The organism is Streptomyces sp. NPDC037401 (assembly GCF_055602345.1).
On the sequence record NZ_JBVJWO010000009.1, the window covers coordinates 233,300 to 250,943 of the forward strand.

Consider the following 17,644-nt stretch of genomic DNA (forward strand, 5'->3'; position numbering starts at 1 on the left):
CTCTTACGGCGTTGAAGGAGAAGGGTACGTTGAGCAATTCCGACGACTCCGACCGGAGGCCGGTACGGCTCCTCACGCTCGCCGTCTTCGCCCTTGCCGGACTCATCTTCGTGACCAGCTTCAACACCTCCAAGGGTACGAACATCCGGACGGACGACTCCCTCCTGAAGCTGTCCGACCTCATCCAGGAGCGCAGCCACGAGAACGCCGGCCTCGAGGACGCCACCAGCGCCGTCCGCCGCCAGGTCGACGCCCTCGCCGAGCGCGACGACGGCAGCACCACGGCCGAGGACGCCCGGCTCAAGGCCCTCCAGAAGGCCGCCGGCACCGAACCCATCACCGGCCGGGCCGTCACCGTCACCCTCAACGACGCCCCGCCCGGCGCCAAGGCCCGCATCCCCAACGTCCCCGAGCCGCAGCCCAACGACCTCGTCATCCACCAGCAGGACCTGCAGGCCGTCGTGAACGCCCTGTGGCAGGGCGGCGCCCGCGGGATCCGGGTCATGGACCAGCGCCTGATCTCCACGAGCGCCGTGCGCTGCGTGGGCAACACCCTGATCCTCCAGGGCCGCGTGTACTCCCCGCCGTACAAGGTCACGGCGGTCGGCGACCCGGACGCGCTGCAGAACGCGCTGGCCGCGTCGCCGGCGATCCAGAACTACCAGGCGTACGTGAACGCGTACGGGCTGGGCTGGAAAGTGGACGAGCACAAGGCGATGACTCTGCCGGGGTACTCCGGCACAGTGGACCTCCACTATGCGAAGCCTGTGGAGACCACGTCGTGAGACCGTGCGCCCCGAGCGGGTGCTGCGGCTGGTCGTGCGGACCTTCAGCGAGCTGTGCCTGACCGCAGGGACGGTCATCGTGCTGTTCGTCGCGTACGTGCTGTTCTGGACCGGGGTCAAGGCCGACCGGGCCATGGACGGGGAGCTGGAGGGGCTGCGGGACCGCTGGGCGGCCCGGGAGCCCGCCGCGGGAGCCCCGCAAGCCCCGCAGGAGGCGGGCGCCCGGCGGTCCGCCCGGGTCGCGTACCCGGTGGGGCGGGCCTTCGCGGTGATGTACATCCCGCGGTTCGGGGCCGGCTGGCACAAGCCGGTCCTGGAGGGCACGGGCACCGGCGTGCTGAAGAAGGGCCTCGGGCACTACGAGGGGACCGCGCCGCCGGGCGGCACGGGAAACGTGGCCGTGGCCGGGCACCGGCGGACGTACGGCGACCCGTTCAAGGACTTCCCGCGGCTGCGCCCGGGAGACGCGGTGATCCTCAAGGACGCGGTGGCGGCATACACGTACACGGTGCGCAAGGGGCCGTTGCGGACGCTGCCGACGGACGTGGCGGTCATCGACCCGGTGCCGCGGAAATCGGGGTTCACGGTGCCGGGCCGTTACCTCACGCTCACCACCTGTGATCCGGAGTGGGGGCACAGTCACCGTCTCATCGTGTGGGCGGAACTCACCGAGACCCGGCCCGCGGGGCAGGCCAGCCCGTAGTCTGTTGCCCGATACGGAATGGAAGAGACGGGGAAGACGGGGTCGGACGGCATGTACGGCTGGATCTGGCGGCATCTGCCGGGCAACGCGTGGGTTCGCGCGCTGCTGTCCCTGGTGCTGGTCACGGCGGTGGTGTTCGTGCTGTTCCAGTACGTCTTCCCGTGGGCCGAGCCGCTGCTTCCGTTCAACGATGTGACCGTCGACGAAGGATCGGGAGCCACCCGGTGAGCGCGCGCATTCTGGTCGTGGACAACTACGACAGCTTTGTTTTCAACCTGGTCCAGTACCTGTACCAGCTCGGTGCCGAGTGCGAGGTGCTGCGCAACGACGAGGTCGGGCTCGCGCACGCCCAGGACGGCTTCGACGGTGTGCTGCTCTCGCCGGGCCCGGGGACCCCGGAAGAGGCCGGCGTGTGCGTGGACATGGTCCGCCACTGTGCGGAGACCGGCGTGCCGGTCTTCGGCGTCTGCCTGGGCATGCAGTCGATGGCCGTGGCGTACGGCGGCGTGGTCGGGCGGGCTCCGGAGCTGCTGCACGGCAAGACGTCGCCGGTGGTGCACGAGGGCCTGGGGGTCTTCGAGGGGCTGCCGTCGCCGTTCACCGCGACCCGGTACCACTCGCTGGCCGCCGAGCCGCAGACGCTGCCGGACGTGCTGGAGGTGACCGCGCGGACCGAGGACGGGATCATCATGGGCCTGCGGCACCGGGAGCACGATGTCGAGGGCGTGCAGTTCCACCCGGAGTCGGTGCTGACGGAGTGGGGCCACCGGATGCTGGCGAACTGGCTGGTGCGGTGTGGTGACGCGGATGCCGTGGCCCGGTCGGCGGGCCTGGCGCCGGTGGTGGGCAAGGCCGTCGCGTGACCGCGGTCGCGCCGTCCGCTCCCACCGGGGGGCGGGCCGCGCGGCGCAGGGCGGCACAGGAGGCCGCCAAGCGCGCCCGGCGGCGGGCGCGCGGCGGTCCGGTGGTGATCGCGAGCCGTGCGGCCGGGGAGCTGTTCATCACGCTGGGCGTGCTGATGCTGCTGTTCGTGACCTATCAGCTCTGGTACACGAACGTGCTGGCGGAGCGTCAGGCGAACGGTGCGGCGGGGAGTTTGGAGCGGGACTGGGCGGCCGGCGGCGGGCGCGAGCCCGTGGGTGCGTTCGAGCCGGGCCAGGGTTTCGCGATCATGTACATCCCGAAGCTGGACGTGAAGGTGCCGGTCGCGGAGGGCATCAGCAAGGCGAAGGTGCTGGACCGGGGGATGGTCGGGCACTACGCGGAGGGTGCGCTGAAGTCGGCGATGCCGTCGGACAAGACGGGGAACTTCGCGGTGGCGGGGCACCGGAACACGCACGGCGAGCCGTTCCGGTACGTCAACCGGCTGGAGCCGGGGGATCCGATCGTGGTCGAGACGCGGGACGCGTACTACACGTACGAGATGACCTCGATCCTGCCGCAGACTCCGCCGACGAACGTGTCGGTGATCGAGCCGGTGCCGCGGGGGTCGGGTTTCACGAAGCCGGGGCGGTACCTGACGCTGACGACCTGTACGCCGGAGTTCACGAGCACCTACCGGATGATCGTGTGGGGCAGGATGGTCGAGGAACGCCCACGCAGTGCGGGTGTGCCGGCCGCGCTGTCGGCCGGGTAGCGGGCAGGGGTACGGGGTGTCACGGCAGGTGTCGCGGAAGGGCGGGCGCAACCGCGTCGCGGGCGTCCTCAGCTTCGTCGGGGAGCTGTTGATCACGACGGGTCTCGTGCTGGGGCTGTTCGTCGTGTACTCGCTGTGGTGGACGAACGTCCTGGCGGACCGGGCGGCCGCGGAGCGGGGTGACGCGGTCCGCGAGCTGTGGAAGGCGGCGCCGGTCGCGGCCGGGCCGGGGGCGCTGGACACGAAGGACGGGATCGGCTTCCTGCACGTGCCGTCGATGGGCGGCGGCGAGGTGCTGGTGAAGCGGGGGACGTCGGCGGAGGTCCTGAACAACGGGGTGGCGGGCTACTACACGGAGCCGCTGAAGTCGGCGTTGCCGTGGGAGAAGACGGGGAACTTCTCGCTGGCGGCGCACCGGGACGGGCACGGGGCGAAGTTCCACAACATCCACAAGGTGCGGACGGGCGACGCGGTCGTCTTCGAGACGCGGGACACCTGGTACGTCTACAAGGTCTTCGCGGAGCTGCGCCAGACGTCGAAGTACAACGTGGACGTGATCGCCCCGGTCCCGAAGGAGTCGGGGCGTACGAAGGCGGGCCGCTACATCACGCTGACGACGTGCACGCCGGTCTACACGTCGAAGTACCGGTACGTGGTGTGGGGTGAGCTGGTGCGCACGCAGAAGGTGGACGCGTCACGGACGCCGCCGGCGGAGCTGCGCTGACCGAGTGCCTGTGGGGCACTCGGTCAGCGGCGCGGGCTACCGCAGCACCTGCAGCGTGGTTCCGGCGCTCCACGCCTCCAGAAGGCCCCTGTGGACGGCCGTGACGCCCGTCTCGGCGGCAATGGCCAACGCTTCCCTGGTGAAGCTGCACGTGGCCACGTAGAGGGCTACGTCGGCCTTGTGGAGGACCTTGGCCGAGCCCAGGAACTTCTGCATCTCGCCGGAGAGGATCGACCGGAACGGCGCGAAGTTCTTGCACTGGACGGCGACGCGGCGGCCGTCGGCGGTGAGTGCGGTGATGTCGGAGCCGCGGTCGCCGTGGCCGCCGTGCACCTCGACCTGCGTGCAGCCGTCGCGGCGCAGCAGTCCGGCGACGTGGTGCTCGAACTGCCGCCAGGTCATGGCGTCCATCGCGGACATCACCCCGGCGAGCGGCCGGGTCGGCGCGACGGTCCGGTAGACGCGCCGCTTGAGGTCCTCGACGTCCTGCCGGAGCGCGGCGAGCTCACCGCGGTGTTCGCCGAGGGTCGCGATGATCGCGTTGAGCATCGGCACGACGGCGGTCTGGAGCACGTCTGACGGGGGCCTGTGGAGAAAGTTATCCACAGGCTGCGTGCGGGCCGTGTACTCGGTGTCGAGGAGTAGGTACGCACCTGACGTGCGACTTCGCTGTCGCGGAGCAGCATCCCGACGTTCAGAACGGCCCGGCGGGAGTAGAGCGTGAGGCTCGACCGGGCCTGTGGACCCGAATAGCGTGACAGGATGTCACGCTTGAATTCGGTGAGTTCATCTCCCCACAGAGTGGCCATCCCGTTATCGGAGAGCTCATCGCGATGGCGGGCCTTCAGCTGGCGGATGGCCGCGACGGTCACCTCGTAGTACGCCGCCACCATCGCCGTCGTCACGTGCAGGCCGTCCGGCAGCAGGGACAGTGTTTTCACCTTGTCCAGGACTTCCGTGCGGTCCAGGACGCCCGAGCGGAGTGCTTTCGATTCCAGCAGTGCCGTTTCGTTCACCATGCCTCGTCTCCCTCCCCGGGCGGGGTCCGATACCCCACCCCATCCCGGATAACGAGTACCGACATATAAGGACACGTTCCGCTTATAGGCAGGTATGGCGAGGCATGACGAAAGGCCCGGTTTCCCTTCGGGGAAACCGGGCCTTCAACTGGAGCGGGGTGGGTCAGTTGCCGCGGAGGCCGCCGAGGAAGCCGCCGCCCTGGTTGTCGCCGCCGCCGTTGCCGTTGCCGCCGTCCTGCTGGCCCTGGATCGTGCGGACGTTGATCACGGTGCCGGGGGCGACCGGGGAGTTGGCGCCCGGCTCCGAGGTCAGGATGATGGCGTTTTCGTCCTGCGGACCCGACAGCACGGACCCGAAGGCCAGGTTCTGCTGCTGGAGGATCTGCCTGGCCTCGGCCACCGTCTTGTTGAAGAGCTGGGGCACCTGGACCTGCTGGGCCGCCTTCGCGATCTCCACGTTGACGGTGGAGCCCGGGGCGACCTGCTCGTTCGGGGCCAGGCTCTGCTTGACGACCGTGCCCGGGGTCGCGGTGGAGTCGACCTCGGTGGTGGTGCCGAGCGTCAGGTCGGCGTCCTCCAGGGCCTTCTTGGCCTCTGCCGCGGTCTTGCCCATCAGGTCGGGCACCGTGGACTTCTCGGCCTCCTTGGCGACCGTGAGGGTGACCGTGGAGCCCTTCTGGACGGACGAGCTGCCCTTCGGGTCCTGCTCGAGGACCGTGCCGGCCGTGCGCTCGGACTCCTCGTTCTTCCGCTCGACGTGGAAGCCCTTGTCCTTGAGGGTCTTCTCGGCCTCCTCGAAGGAGACGTTGAGGACGTCGGGGACGAGGACCTTGGGGGCGCCGGTGGAGACGACGACGTTGATCGTCGCGCCCTTCTCGACGTCGGCGCCGGCCGCGGGGTCCTGGCTGCAGACACTGCCCTTCGGCTGGTCCTCGCAGGGTTCCCTCTTGGCCTCGACGACCTTCACGCCGGCGTTCTCGCCGTTCTTGACGGCCTGCTCGAAGGCCGTGCCGACCAGGTTCGGGGCGGCGAAGGTGTCGTTGCCGGTGCCGCTGGTCAGGGCCTGGCCGATGAGGATGGCGCCGATCAGGACGAGGACGGCCGCCGCGGCGAGCAGGACCGTGGAGGCCTTGTTCTTCTTCTGGGTGCGGCGGTTGGCGCGCCCGCCGTCGTCGTAGCCGGGCGGGGGGTAGCCGCCGTCGCCGCCGGGCGGCATGGGCGGCATCATCGAGGTCTGGCCGGGGTCGGCCGTGCGCAGGGCGGTGGTGGGCTGGTCGTAGCCCTGGTGCCCGTGTCCGTGGCCGTAGCCCTGGTCGTAGCCGCCGTAGCCGGGGGCGCCCATGGTGGCGGTGGCCGCGACGGGCTGGCCGTCGAGGCAGGCCTCGATGTCGGCGCGCATCTCGTCGGCGGACTGGTAGCGGTAGTCGGGGTCCTTGACCAGGGCCTTGAGGACGATGGCGTCCATCTCGGGCGTGATCTCGGAGTCGAAGTTGCTCGGGGGCTGGGGCTCTTCCCGTACGTGCTGGTAGGCGACGGCGACGGGGGAGTCGCCGACGAACGGGGGCCGCACGCTGAGCAGCTCGTAGAGCAGGCAGCCGGCGGAGTAGAGGTCGGAGCGTGCGTCGACCTGTTCGCCCTTGGCCTGTTCGGGGGAGAGGTACTGGGCGGTGCCGATGACGGCGGCGGTCTGGGTCATGGTCATGCCGGAGTCGCCCATGGCGCGGGCGATGCCGAAGTCCATGACCTTGACCTGGCCGGTGCGGGTCAGCATGACGTTCGCGGGCTTGATGTCGCGGTGGACGATGCCGGCGCGGTGCGAGTACTCGAGGGCCTGGAGGATGCCGATGGTCATTTCCAGGGTGCGCTCGGGCAGCAGTCGGCGGCCGGAGTGCAGGAGTTCGCGCAGGGTGGATCCGTCGACGTACTCCATCACGATGTACGGGATGGAGATGTTGTCGACGTAGTCCTCGCCGGTGTCGTAGACGGCGACGATCGCCGGGTGGTTGAGCGAGGCGGCGGACTGGGCCTCCCGGCGGAACCGGGCCTGGAAGGACGGGTCGCGGGCGAGGTCAGCCCGCAGCGTCTTCACGGCGACGGTGCGGCCGAGCCGGGTGTCGTGCGCGAGATAGACCTCGGCCATGCCACCACGGCCGAGCACCGAGCCCAGCTCGTACCGGCCGCCGAGGCGACGCGGCTCTTCCATAACGTTTCCAGCCCTCTCCGTCAGTCCCGACCGCACCCGTGTGTGGTCCGGCGGTGTGCTGTTCGCGCAAAGGCTACCGGCCGTGCGGGTGTCTGCCGTCCGTGACCGCAGGCTGATACAGGACCGGTACCGTATGCCGCCGGGGGTCCGGCGGTGTGAGGTGTGTCACCCGGAGGTCACTCCTGGGCCTTGAGTACCGCCTGCATGACGTCCTTGGCGACCGGGGCGGCGAGGCCGCCGCCGCTGATGTCCTCGCGGGTGGCGCCGCTGTCCTCGATGACGACGGCGACGGCGACGGAGCCCTTGTCGGTCTTGGCGTAGGAGATGAACCAGGCGTAGGGGCGCTTCTTGTTCTTCTCGCCGTGCTGGGCGGTGCCGGTCTTGCCGCCGACGGTGACGCCGTCGATGCGGGCGTTCTTGCCGGTGCCGTTCTCGACGACGTTGACCATCATCTCCTGGAGCTTCTGGGCGTTCTCCGCGGAGAGCGGGCGGCTCATCTCCTCGGGGCTGGTGCGCTCCAGGACGTCGAGGTTGGGGGCGGTGAGCTGGTCGACCATGTACGGCTTCATCAGCTTGCCGTCGTTGGCGACGGCGGCGGCGACCATGGCCATCTGGAGGGGGGTGGCCGCGGTGTTGAACTGGCCGATGGCGGACTGGGCGTTGCCGTCCCTGCTCATGCCCTTGTCGTAGACGCTGGCGAAGGCGCGGACCGGGGTGTCGATCTCGCTGTCGTTGAAGCCGAAGGCCTCGGCGGTCTTGACCATGTCGTCGCGGCCGACCTTGTCGCCCATGTTCGCGAAGACGGTGTTGCAGGAGACCTTGAGGGCTTCGTTGAGGCTGGCCTTCTCGCAGCCGCCGTGCTGGTTGATCAGCTCGGTGCGGGTGCCGGGGAGGATGTACGGGTCGGGGGTGTCGGTGGGGGCGTCGATGTCGGTGACGGCCTCGTGCTCGAGGGCGGCGGCGGCAGTGACGACCTTGAAGGTGGACCCCGGCGGGTAGGTCTCGCGCAGGGCGCGGTTGACCAGTTCCTTGTTCTTGCTGTCCTTGAGGGTGACCCAGGCCTTTTCGTCGGCCTTGGAGTTGCCGGCGAAGACGGACGGGTCGTAGGAGGGGGCGCTGGCGAGGGCGAGGATGGCGCCGGTGCGGGGGTCGAGGGCGACGACGGCGCCCTTGTTGCTGCCGAGGCCCTTGAAGGCGGCCTTCTGGGCGGCGGGCATCAGGGTGGTGACGACGTTGCCGCCCTGCTTCTTCTCGCCGGTGAACATTCCGATGGTGCGGTCGAAGAAGAGCCGGTCGTCGTTGCCGGTGAGGATGCCGTCGTGGAGCTTTTCGAGCTGGTTGGAGCCGAAGGCCTGGGAGGCGAAGCCGGTGACGGGTGCCCACATGGGGCCGTCGACGTAGGTGCGCTTGTACTTGTAGTCGCTGCCGTCGGTGACGGCGGAGCCGGTGATGGGCTTGCCGGCGACGATGATGTTGCCGCGTTCCTGGGCGTACTGGGCGATGGCGACCCGGCGGTTTTCCTTGCGGGTGCTGAGGTCCTGGGCCTGGACGTACTGCAGCCAGTTGGTGCGGAGCATCAGGGCCAGGACGAGCAGCCCACAGAAGATCGAGATTCTGCGCAGGGGCTTGTTCATGACGGGCGGACCACCTGGGTCATCTCGGAGTCGGGGGACGGGGCGGGGGCCGGTGCGGGGCGGCGCGCAGTGTCGCTGATCCGGATGAGGATGCCGATGAGGGCCCAGTTCGCGATGATCGAGGAGCCGCCGGATGCCAGGAAGGGCATGGTCATGCCGGTGAGCGGGATGAGGCCCATCACGCCGCCTGCGACGACGAAGATCTGGAGCGCGAAGGCGCCGGAGAGGCCGATCGCGAAGAGCTTGCCGAAGGGGTCGCGGGCGGCGAGGGCGGTGCGTACGCCGCGTTCGATGATCAGGCCGTAGAGCAGGAGGAAGGCCATCACTCCGGCGAGGCCGAGTTCTTCGCCGACGGTGGAGAAGATGAAGTCGGAGTTGGCGGCGAATCCGATGAGGTCGGACTTGCCCTGGCCCCAGCCCGCGCCGAGGACGCCGCCGGAGCCGAAGCTCATGATCGACTGGCCGACCTGTTCGCAGGCGCCGGAGGTGGTGTAGCAGCTGAAGGGGTCGAGGAAGGCTTCGACGCGGTACGCGACGTGGGAGGAGAAGGAGGCCACGAGCACGGCGCCGGCGACGGACATGCCGAGGCCGATGACGATCCAGCTGGTCCGCTCGGTGGCGACGTACAGCATGATCACGAACATGCCGAAGAACAGCAGCGAGGTGCCGAGGTCGTTCTCGAAGATCAGGATGAGGAGGCTGACGGCCCAGATCATCAGGATCGGGCCGAGGTCGCGTCCGCGGGGCAGGTAGAGGCCCATGAAGCGGCGGGAGGCGAGCGCGAGGGCGTCGCGCTTGACCATCAGGTAGCCGGCGAAGAAGACCGCGAGGACGATCTTGGCGAATTCGCCGGGCTGGATGGAGAAGCCGGCGACGCTGATCCAGATCTTGGCGCCGAAGACGTCGGCGCCGAGGCCGGGGACGATCGGCAGGATCAGCAGGACCAGGGCGGCGGCCATGGAGATGTACGTGAAGCGCTGGAGGACGCGGTGGTCCTTCAGGAGCAGGAGGACGCCGATGAAGAGCGCGATGCCGACGGCGGTGTAGAGCAGCTGGTTCGGGGCGGAGGGGGAGAACACGCCGAAGGACCGCTTGGCGAGGTTCTGGAGGCGTTCGGACTGGTCGAGTCGCCAGATCAGGACGAGTCCGAGGCCGTTGAGCAGGGTCGCCAGGGGCAGCAGCAGCGGGTCGGCGTACTTGGCGTAGCGGCGTACGACGACGTGGGCGATGCCGGCGAGCAGGCCGAGTCCGAGGCCGTACGCGAGCATGCCGGGCGGCAGCTTGCCGTGGATGGCGAGGCCCACGTTGGCGTAGGCGAAGATCGGGATGACCACGGCGAAGCCGAGCAGCAGGAGCTCGGTGTTGCGCCGGCTCGGCAGCTCGATGGCTCCGATGGTGGTCGTGTTGGTGACTACGCTCATGGTGTGGCAGGCCCCCTGTGCCCGCTTACTGCTCCAGCTACTACTGCTTGCCGCACAGGCTGACCAGCTTCTTCTCTTCTTCCGTGAGGCTGGGGCCGGGTGTGGGTGTCGGGTTGTTCTGCGTGGCGGTGCCGCTGTCGGGTGCGGGCTTGGAGGTCTCTTCGGCCTTGCGGCGCTCTTCGTCCTTCTTGCAGGCGGAGACCTGGGTGGCCAGTTCGCGGATCTTCTCGGCGGCGCTGGCGCGGTCGCCTTCGCTGATGGTGGCCTCGACGAGCTTGCGCTTGAAGGGCGGGAGGTACTTCAGCTCGATCTCGGGGTGGTCCTGGTCGACCTTGGAGAGGCTGATCCAGGCGAGGTTCTGGCTGATGCCCTGGTAGAGGGCTACGTGCTGGTCTTTGACGCCGACGTAGTACTGGGTCTGGGTCCAGCGCCAGCCGCCGTAGAGGCCGCCTCCGACGACGCCGAGGGCGAGGAGGAGGAGGAAGGACCGCTTGAGCCATTTCCGCCCTTTGCGGGGGGCGAATTCGTCGTCGTCGAAGCCGTCGTGGTCGCCGTATTCGCCGTACGTGCCGTATCCGCCGGGGTCGGCCTGGGGTGTGGCGCCGTAGCCGGGGCTGTCGCCGCTGCCGGGCGGGCCGAAGCCCTGGGCGGGCGGCGGGGTGTGGCGGCCGAGGCCGGAGGCGCGTCCTGCGGGGGTCTGCATGGCGCCGCCGTCGAACAGCTGGTGCTGGTTCTCGGCGACCGCGCCGACGACCACGGGGGTGTCGGTGTACTGGGCGGCGAGGGTGTCGCCGCTGTCGGTGTCGAGGACGTCGGCGACGATGCAGGTGATGTTGTCGGGTCCGCCGCCGCGCAGGGCGAGCTGGATGAGGGCCTGCACGGTCTCGTGGGGGCCGTGGTAGCCGGCGAGGGTCTCTTCGAGGGTCTGGTGGGAGACCACGCCGGAGAGGCCGTCGGAGCAGATGAGGTAGCGGTCGCCGGCCCGGACTTCCCGGATGGAGAGGTCGGGTTCGACGTGGTCGCCGCTGCCCAGGGCGCGCATCAGCAGGGAGCGCTGCGGGTGGGTGGTGGCTTCTTCCTCGGTGATGCGGCCTTCGTCGACGAGGCGCTGGACCCAGGTGTGGTCCTGGGTGATCTGGGTGAGGACGCCGTCGCGGAGGAGGTAGGCGCGGGAGTCGCCGACGTGGACGAGTCCGAGGCGCTGGCCGGTCCACAGCAGGGCGGTGAGCGTGGTGCCCATGCCTTCGAGCTGGGGGTCCTCTTCGACCATGACGCGCAGCTGGTCGTTGGCGCGCTGTACGGCGACGCCGAGCGCGGTGAGGATGTCGGAGCCGGGGACGTCGTCGTCGAGCTGCACGAGGGTGGAGATCACCTCGGAGCTGGCGACTTCGCCTGCGGCCTGGCCGCCCATGCCGTCGGCGATCGCGAGGAGGCGGGGTCCGGCGTAGCCGGAGTCCTCGTTGCCCTCGCGGATCATGCCCTTGTGCGATCCGGCGGCGAACCGCAGGGACAGACTCATGTGCACCTGCCCTGTCGTTGCTGCCTCCGGGTACAACCGGTCTCGAGCCACACTGCCCACCCTCCGGTCGGGAGCGCGCTCGGGTCCGCTGTGGGGACCGCCGCGGCTCGCTCGCTCCGCTCGCTCATTCTCGTACTACTTCCGCAGCTCGATGACGGTCTTGCCGATGCGGATCGGGGCGCCCAGGGGAATGGGTGTCGCGACGGTCAGGCGGGCCCGGTCGAGATACGTGCCGTTGGTGGACCCGAGGTCCTCGACGATCCAGTTGCCGTCGCGGTCGGGGTAGATCCTGGCATGCCGGCTGGAGGCGTAGTCGTCGTCCAGCACGATGGTGGAGTCGTGGGCGCGGCCGAGGGTGATGGTCTGGCCCTGGAGGGCGACCGTGGTGCCGGTGAGGGTGCCCTCGGATACGACCAGCTTGGTGGGTGCGCCGCGGCGCTGGCGCTGCTGTGGTGGCGCGGCCTGCTGGCGGCCGGGCTGCTGCTGCGCACGGTTGTCGGCGCCGCCGCGGCGGGAGCCGCGCTGCGTGACTCTCGTTCCGAAGAGGTCGCTGCGGATGACCTGGACGGCCACGATGACGAACAGCCACAGAACGGCCAGGAAACCCAACCGCATGACCGTCAGGGTCAGCTCTGACATTGCCCCCGCTTCACCCTTCGGCTTGCCGGTAAATGATGGTGGTGCTGCCCACGACGATCCGCGAGCCGTCGCGGAGCGTAGCGCGGGTGGTGTGCTGCCCGTCCACCACGATGCCGTTGGTGGACCCGAGATCCTGGATCGTCGAGGGCGTTCCGGTCCGGATCTCACAGTGCCGACGGGATACGCCGGGGTCGTCGATCCGCACGTCGGCTTCGGTGCTCCGGCCGAGCACCAGCGTCGGGCGGGAGATCTGATGGCGGGTGCCGTTGATCTCGATCCAGCGGCGCGTGGCGCCGCCTCCGGTTGCGGGGGCGGGGCCGGTGGGGGCCGGGCGCCGCTGGGGTCCGCCGGGGGGCGGTCCGGGCGGCATGGGCGGTGCGCCTGCAGGGGCTCCTGCGCCGTAGGCGGGCGGGTAGCCGTATCCGCCGGGGCGGGGTGCGGCGTTGCCCTGCTGGGGCGGTTCGGGCTGCTGCTGGGAGCTGGAGGACGCCAGGGTGCGGCTGCGCACGCGGTAGAGGCCGGTGTCGAGGTCGTCGGCCTTTTCCAGGTGGACCTTGATGGGGCCCATGAACGTGTAGCGCTGCTGCTTGGCGTAGTCGCGGACCAGTCCGGCGAGTTCGTCGCCGAGCTGGCCGGAGTACGGGCTGAGGCGGTCGTAGTCGCCGGCGCTCAGCTCCACGATGAAGTCGTTGGGGACGACGGTGCGCTCGCGGTTCCAGATGGTGGCGTTGTTGTCGCATTCGCGCTGGAGCGCGCCTGCGATCTCGACCGGCTGGACTTCGGACTTGAACACCTTGGCGAAGGTGCCGTTCACCAGACCTTCGAGTCGCTGCTCGAAACGCTTCAGGACTCCCATGGGGCACCTCCTCCGTCGTTGTCGCCCTGGTACTGCTTACTGATCGTATCCACGCGTGGGGAAATCGGCTGGTTCCCCTTATCTGTCCCGCAGACGAGTGTTGCCCCTCACAAGGGATCGTAGAGGCGGCTCCCGGACAGTGTCCCGCACCGGGCGGGGAGTGTGGGAGGGGAGGGGCGCAGCCTGCCGGAAGCGGGTGGTCCGGGGGTGCTGGGAAAGCGATGTGATTCCACCCCCTCCGACGTGCTAATGTTCCGATGTCGCCAGGGGAACGGCCCGCAAGGGAACGCCTCTGGAAGCTACTCGGGCGAGTGGCGGAACGGCAGACGCGCTGGCTTCAGGTGCCAGTGTCCTTCGGGACGTGGGGGTTCAAATCCCCCCTCGCCCACAGCGGAAGCCCCGCGGATCTTCGGATCCGCGGGGCTTCTTCGTTGTCCGGGTACGGGCGGGTGCTGGGGGTGCCCGGGGCGTCGCGGGGAGGGCGACTTTCGTCGGGCGGGGCGCGACGAAAGGTGGTGGGGGCCGGGGCGGCCCGTTGCCTAGGGTCGGGGCGTGGACGTGTGGGAGAAGGTGCGCCGGGGCTGGGTCTGGCTGAAGGGCCCGGATGCGTGGCCGCGGCGGCGCGTGGCCGGGGAGTTCGTGCTGGCCGTGGTGCTGGCGCTGATGGGCGCGGGGATCTCGGACCTTGCGGAGGACCCGTGGCCGAAGGTGGCGGCGACCGGGTTCGGTGTGGCGTTGCTCTCGTTGGTGCGGCGGCGGCTGCCGGCGGGGGTGCTGGTGGTGTCGTGTGCGCTGGCCGGCTGGCTGGTGGGGATGGCGCCGCTGACGATCCTGGCGGGCTGGACGGCGGGTCGCCGGATCGTGGGGGTGGGCCGGGCGCTGGGGGCGTTCACGCTGGCGTTCGTGCTGAGCGTCGGGGTGGGGATGCTCACGGAGGAGGCGTGGCTGCGGCCGTTGCCGCTGATCCTGCTGTCCACGCTGATCTTCCTGGCGACGACGGTGGTGCCGGGGCTGGCGAGCCGGTACTGGAACCAGCGCCGGACGCTGCTGCACGCGCTGCAGGACCGCAATGCGCAGTTGCTGCGGGAGCGGGAGATGGTGTCGGGGCAGGCGCGGCTGCGGGAGCGGCAGCGCATCGCGCAGGACATGCACGACAGCCTGGGGCACCAGCTGGCGCTGATCGCGGTGCACACGGGTGCGCTGGAGGTGGATCCGGCGCTGACGGACCGTCAGCGGGAGGCGGTGGGGGTGCTGCGGCAGGCGTCGGTGTCGGCGATGCACGAGCTGCGGGAGGTCGTGGGGATCCTGCGCGACGGTGTGGAGGCTCCGGCGGGCGGGGACGAGGCGCAGCCGGCGGCGCGCGGGGTGGCGGGGATCGCGGATGTGGTGGAGGCGGCGCAGGCGGCGGGTACGCGGGTGCGGCTGACGCGGTCGGGCGTGGAGCGGCCGCTGGCGGCGGCGTGTGACCACGCGGCGTACCGGATCGTGCAGGAGGCGCTGACGAACGCGTACAAGCACGCGCCGGGTGCGGCGATCGCGGTGGAGCTGCGGTACGAGGACGATTCGCTGGTGGTGGAGATCGCGAACGGGCCTGCGGAGGGTCCGGGGCCCGGTGAGGTCGTCAGTGGGGGTCAGGGGCTGACGGGGCTGCGGGAGCGGGCGCGGCTGGTCGGCGGGATGGTGCATGCGGGGGCGGCGCCGGACGGGGGTTTCCGGGTGGCGGGTGTGCTGCCGTACGGGGCGGAGCCGGCGGGGCAGCCGGGGGCGCGGACGGTGCCGCCGGTGGAGGCTGCGGACGATTTCGGGCAGCAGGCGACGGCGGTGCCCCTGTGGGGGCGGGATGCGCCGATGGACTGGGCTGCGGTGGACAAGGAGCTGGCGGGCCGGTCGGGCGGGGGCCGGTTCGGGGGGCTGGCGGTGGGGTGCGGCATCGCGGTGGTGGCGGTGGTGCTGCTGGTGCTGGCGGCCGGCGGGCTGCTGTTCATGATGGTGGGTTCGGCGCAGAAGTCGATCGTGGGGCGGGAGACGTACGACGAGGTGCGGGTGGGGCAGTCGGAGGAGGAGGTGCGGGGGGTGCTTCCGGAGGGCGGGACGCTGATGACGCAGGGGCTGGAGGGGGGTCCGGAGCGGCCGGCGGGGTCGCGGTGCCTGGTGCTGCTGTCGGAGGAGACGGCCGACCGGCTGGACGAGGAGCCCGTTTTCCGCTTCTGCTTCAAGGGCGGCAAGCTGATCGAGAAGACGTCGTACAACGCGAAGAGGTAGGGCTTCCGTGGTGAGCGGTGTGGTGCGGGTGGTGATCGCCGACGACGAGCCGCTGATCCGTGCGGGGATCCGGATGATCCTGACGTCGGATCCGGGTGTCGAGGTGGTCGCGGAGGCGGCGAACGGCCGTGAGGCGGTGGAGCTGGCGCGGGCGTACGCGCCGGACGTGGTGCTGCTGGACATCCAGATGCCGGTGATGGACGGGCTGACGGCGCTGGCCGAGCTGCGGCGGGCGGTGCCGGCGGCGCGGGCGCTGATCCTGACGACGTTCGGGGAGAAGGAGAACGTGTTGCGGGCGCTGGCGGAGGGCGGTGCCGGGTTTTTGTTGAAGGATTCCGCGCCGGCGGAGCTGATCGGCGCGGTGCGGGCGGCTGCGGCGGGGGACGCGTACCTGTCCCCGGCGGCGACGCGGCACGTGGTGGACCAGCTGGCGTCGGGGGCCGTGGGGCGGGCCGGCGGGCGGGCCGGGGAGGCGCGGCGGATGGTGGCGGAGCTGAGCGAGCGGGAGCGCGGGGTGCTGGCGCTGCTCGGTGAGGGGCTGTCGAATGCGGACGCGGGCCGGCGGCTGCACATGAGCGAGGCGACGGTGAAGACGTACGTGAGCCGGATCCTGGCGAAGCTGGGCTGCGAGAACCGGGTGCAGGCGGCGCTGCTGGCGCGCGACGCGGGGCTGTGAGGAAGGGCCGTGCGGCGGCGCTTGGGGGGGCGCCCTGAGCGGGCGCCGTGAGACACGGCGGTTCCGGCTTCCGTGATCCGGCCGGGGTGGGTACGGTCGTCCGCTGTCGGCCGGGGTGATCGCTCCGGCCGGTCCGGCCGGTCGGCCGGTTCGGTGTGGGACGAGTGCGGGGGGCTGGCATGGGCGAGCGGATTCCTCAGGTGGCCGGGTTCGCCCCGCGGACGGCGCAGGGCGCTCCGCGGGCCGAGGGGAAGGCGCTGCGTGCGCGGGTGCCGCGGTACGAGCACGCCCGGCTGGAGCCGGTGGCGGGGCGTCCGGATGCGGTGGCGGCGGTCGAGCAGTCGAACGCCGGGCGGGTGCCGGAGCTGACGCCGATAAGGGTGGGGCGGATGGCGGCGAATCCGTTCGCCTTCCTGCGGGGTGCGGCCGGTCTGATGGCGCACGACCTGGAGGGCACGCCGCTGACCGGGGTGGGTGCGCAGCTGTGCGGGGACGCGCATGCGGCGAACTTCGGCCTGTACGGGGACGTGCGGGGGCAGCTGGCGATCGACCTCAACGACTTCGACGAGACGGTGTTCGGTCCGTGGGAGTGGGACGTGAAGCGGCTGGCGTCCTCGCTGGTGCTGGCGGGCCGGGTCGCGGGTGCGGCCGAGGACGTGTGCCGGGCGGCTGCGCTGGATGCGGTGGGTGCGTACCGGCGGACGATGCGGCTGCTGGCTCGGCTGCCGGTGCTGGACGCGTGGAACGCGACCGTCGACGAGGAGCTGGTCTCGCACACGGACGTACGGGATCTGGTGGGCGTGCTGGAGCGGGTGGCGCAGAAGGCCCGCAACAACACCAGTGCGCGGTTCGCGGCGAAGTCCACGGAGGAAGTGCCCGGCGGGAGGCGCTTCGTGGACGCGCTGCCGGTGCTGCGGCGGGTGGGGGACGAGGAGGCGTCGGCGGTCGCGGTGGCGCTGGGCGGCTATCTGGAGACGCTGCCGCCGGACCGGCTGCCGCTGCTGGCGCGGTACGCGATCCACGACGTGGCGTTCCGGGTGGTGGGTACGGGCAGTGTGGGGACGCGGTCGTACGTGGTGCTGCTGCTGGATCACCGGGGCGAGCCGCTGGTGCTGCAGGTGAAGGAGGCGCGGCCGTCGGTGCTGCTGCCGCACCTGCGGGCGGTGGGGTTCGAGTCGCCGGTGGAGCAGCACGAGGGGCGGCGGGTGGTGGCCGGCCAGAAGCGGATGCAGGTGGTGTCGGACAACTTGCTGGGCTGGACGACGGTGGAGGGGCGGCCGTTCCAGGTGCGGCAGTTCCGCAACCGGAAGGGCAGTGTCGATCCGGCGGCGCTGTCGGGGGAGCAGCTGGACGACTACGCGCGGATGACGGGTGCGCTGCTGGCGCGGGCGCACGCGCACAGCGCGGATCCGCGGGTGGTCGCGGGGTACTGCGGCAAGAGCGAGGAGTTCGACGAGGCGGTGGCGGCGTTCGCGGTGGCGTATGCGGACCGTACGGAGGCCGATCACGCGGATCTGGTGGCGGCGGTGCGGGCGGGCCGGGTGGCGGCCGAGGAGGGTGTGTGACC

At 70.6% G+C, this 17,644-nt stretch carries 15 protein-coding genes, 1 tRNA gene and 1 pseudogene; 10 read left to right on the plus strand and 7 right to left on the minus strand.

Annotation, left to right across the window (positions count from 1 at the left end):
• Positions 1–29 precede the first annotated feature (29 nt).
• From ACZ7H1_RS12160 to ACZ7H1_RS12185, 6 genes and pseudogenes are all read left to right on the plus strand, one after another.
• Complete coding sequence (locus ACZ7H1_RS12160; protein ID WP_470785887.1) at positions 30–785, plus strand: DUF881 domain-containing protein; 756 nt, start codon at positions 30–32, stop codon at positions 783–785.
• Positions 757–1,488, plus strand: a complete 732-nt coding sequence (locus ACZ7H1_RS12165) for a class E sortase (protein ID WP_470785889.1) — start codon at positions 757–759, stop codon at positions 1,486–1,488. The genes ACZ7H1_RS12160 and ACZ7H1_RS12165 overlap by 29 nt, the downstream gene beginning before the upstream one ends.
• 18 nt (positions 1,489–1,506) lie before the next feature.
• Positions 1,507–1,716 carry a hypothetical protein gene (locus ACZ7H1_RS12170; protein ID WP_470785969.1) on the plus strand — a complete coding sequence of 70 codons (210 nt, stop codon included), beginning with the start codon at positions 1,507–1,509 and terminating at the stop codon, positions 1,714–1,716.
• Positions 1,713–2,351 (plus strand): aminodeoxychorismate/anthranilate synthase component II, encoded by a 639-nt coding sequence (locus tag ACZ7H1_RS12175; protein WP_470785891.1) that lies wholly within the window; start codon positions 1,713–1,715, stop codon positions 2,349–2,351. Before ACZ7H1_RS12170 ends, ACZ7H1_RS12175 begins: the two co-directional genes overlap by 4 nt.
• A pseudogene (locus ACZ7H1_RS12180) lies at positions 2,318–3,124 on the plus strand (class E sortase); the annotation flags it as partial. The gene ACZ7H1_RS12175 and the pseudogene ACZ7H1_RS12180, both read left to right, overlap by 34 nt.
• A 16-nt stretch (positions 3,125–3,140) precedes the next feature.
• Entirely contained in the window at positions 3,141–3,848 is a 708-nt protein-coding gene (locus ACZ7H1_RS12185) for a class E sortase (protein ID WP_470785892.1), read from the plus strand.
• 36 nt (positions 3,849–3,884) lie between these two features.
• Here the strand turns inward: ACZ7H1_RS12185 and ACZ7H1_RS12190 are convergent, their stop codons facing one another.
• The 7 genes from ACZ7H1_RS12190 to ACZ7H1_RS12220 form a co-directional block, all read right to left on the minus strand.
• Complete coding sequence (locus tag ACZ7H1_RS12190) at positions 3,885–4,421, minus strand: restriction endonuclease (RefSeq protein ID WP_470785893.1); 537 nt, start codon at positions 4,419–4,421, stop codon at positions 3,885–3,887.
• Between the two features lie 609 nt (positions 4,422–5,030).
• Positions 5,031–7,070, minus strand: coding sequence for a Stk1 family PASTA domain-containing Ser/Thr kinase (gene pknB, locus ACZ7H1_RS12195; protein WP_470785895.1), 2,040 nt, complete (start codon positions 7,068–7,070; stop codon positions 5,031–5,033).
• A 176-nt stretch (positions 7,071–7,246) separates the two neighbouring features.
• Entirely contained in the window at positions 7,247–8,704 is a 1,458-nt protein-coding gene (locus ACZ7H1_RS12200; RefSeq protein WP_470785897.1) for a peptidoglycan D,D-transpeptidase FtsI family protein, read from the minus strand.
• Positions 8,701–10,125: an FtsW/RodA/SpoVE family cell cycle protein gene (locus ACZ7H1_RS12205; RefSeq protein ID WP_470785899.1), complete on the minus strand. Its 1,425-nt coding sequence runs from the start codon at positions 10,123–10,125 to the stop codon at positions 8,701–8,703. The genes ACZ7H1_RS12200 and ACZ7H1_RS12205 overlap by 4 nt, the downstream gene beginning before the upstream one ends.
• Before the next feature lie 40 nt (positions 10,126–10,165).
• On the minus strand, positions 10,166–11,644 hold the full coding sequence (locus ACZ7H1_RS12210) for a PP2C family protein-serine/threonine phosphatase (RefSeq protein WP_470785901.1): 1,479 nt from the start codon (positions 11,642–11,644) through the stop codon (positions 10,166–10,168).
• A 135-nt stretch (positions 11,645–11,779) separates the two neighbouring features.
• Positions 11,780–12,283 carry an FHA domain-containing protein FhaB/FipA gene (locus tag ACZ7H1_RS12215; protein WP_470785903.1) on the minus strand — a complete coding sequence of 168 codons (504 nt, stop codon included), beginning with the start codon at positions 12,281–12,283 and terminating at the stop codon, positions 11,780–11,782.
• A 10-nt stretch (positions 12,284–12,293) separates the two neighbouring features.
• Complete coding sequence (locus ACZ7H1_RS12220; protein ID WP_470785905.1) at positions 12,294–13,139, minus strand: FhaA domain-containing protein; 846 nt, start codon at positions 13,137–13,139, stop codon at positions 12,294–12,296.
• 305 nt (positions 13,140–13,444) lie between these two features.
• On the opposite strand from ACZ7H1_RS12220, the gene ACZ7H1_RS12225 reads away from it, so the two are divergent.
• The 4 genes from ACZ7H1_RS12225 to ACZ7H1_RS12240 all read left to right on the plus strand — a co-directional run bounded on the left by ACZ7H1_RS12225 (position 13,445) and on the right by ACZ7H1_RS12240 (position 17,642).
• Positions 13,445–13,527, plus strand: a tRNA-Leu gene (locus tag ACZ7H1_RS12225).
• 164 nt (positions 13,528–13,691) lie between these two features.
• On the plus strand, positions 13,692–15,401 hold the full coding sequence (locus tag ACZ7H1_RS12230) for a sensor histidine kinase (RefSeq protein WP_470785907.1): 1,710 nt from the start codon (positions 13,692–13,694) through the stop codon (positions 15,399–15,401).
• Positions 15,402–15,408: 7 nt separating this feature from the next.
• Positions 15,409–16,077, plus strand: a complete 669-nt coding sequence (locus ACZ7H1_RS12235) for a response regulator transcription factor (RefSeq protein ID WP_470785908.1) — start codon at positions 15,409–15,411, stop codon at positions 16,075–16,077.
• Positions 16,078–16,256: 179 nt separating this feature from the next.
• Positions 16,257–17,642, plus strand: a complete 1,386-nt coding sequence (locus ACZ7H1_RS12240) for a DUF2252 domain-containing protein (RefSeq protein ID WP_470785909.1) — start codon at positions 16,257–16,259, stop codon at positions 17,640–17,642.
• The last annotated feature ends 2 nt before the right edge of the window (positions 17,643–17,644 follow it).

Coding starts and splice junctions, on each gene's coding strand:
- ACZ7H1_RS12210 (WP_470785901.1), bottom strand. CDS start 11,644: ATGAGTCTGTCCCTGCGGTTCGCCGCCGGATCGCACAAGGGCATGATC.
- ACZ7H1_RS12215 (WP_470785903.1), bottom strand. CDS start 12,283: ATGTCAGAGCTGACCCTGACGGTCATGCGGTTGGGTTTCCTGGCCGTT.
- ACZ7H1_RS12205 (WP_470785899.1), bottom strand. CDS start 10,125: ATGAGCGTAGTCACCAACACGACCACCATCGGAGCCATCGAGCTGCCG.
- ACZ7H1_RS12220 (WP_470785905.1), bottom strand. CDS start 13,139: ATGGGAGTCCTGAAGCGTTTCGAGCAGCGACTCGAAGGTCTGGTGAAC.
- ACZ7H1_RS12200 (WP_470785897.1), bottom strand. CDS start 8,704: ATGAACAAGCCCCTGCGCAGAATCTCGATCTTCTGTGGGCTGCTCGTC.
- pknB (WP_470785895.1), bottom strand. CDS start 7,070: ATGGAAGAGCCGCGTCGCCTCGGCGGCCGGTACGAGCTGGGCTCGGTG.
- ACZ7H1_RS12240 (WP_470785909.1), top strand. CDS start 16,257: ATGGGCGAGCGGATTCCTCAGGTGGCCGGGTTCGCCCCGCGGACGGCG.
- ACZ7H1_RS12165 (WP_470785889.1), top strand. CDS start 757: ATGCGAAGCCTGTGGAGACCACGTCGTGAGACCGTGCGCCCCGAGCGG.
- ACZ7H1_RS12170 (WP_470785969.1), top strand. CDS start 1,507: ATGGAAGAGACGGGGAAGACGGGGTCGGACGGCATGTACGGCTGGATC.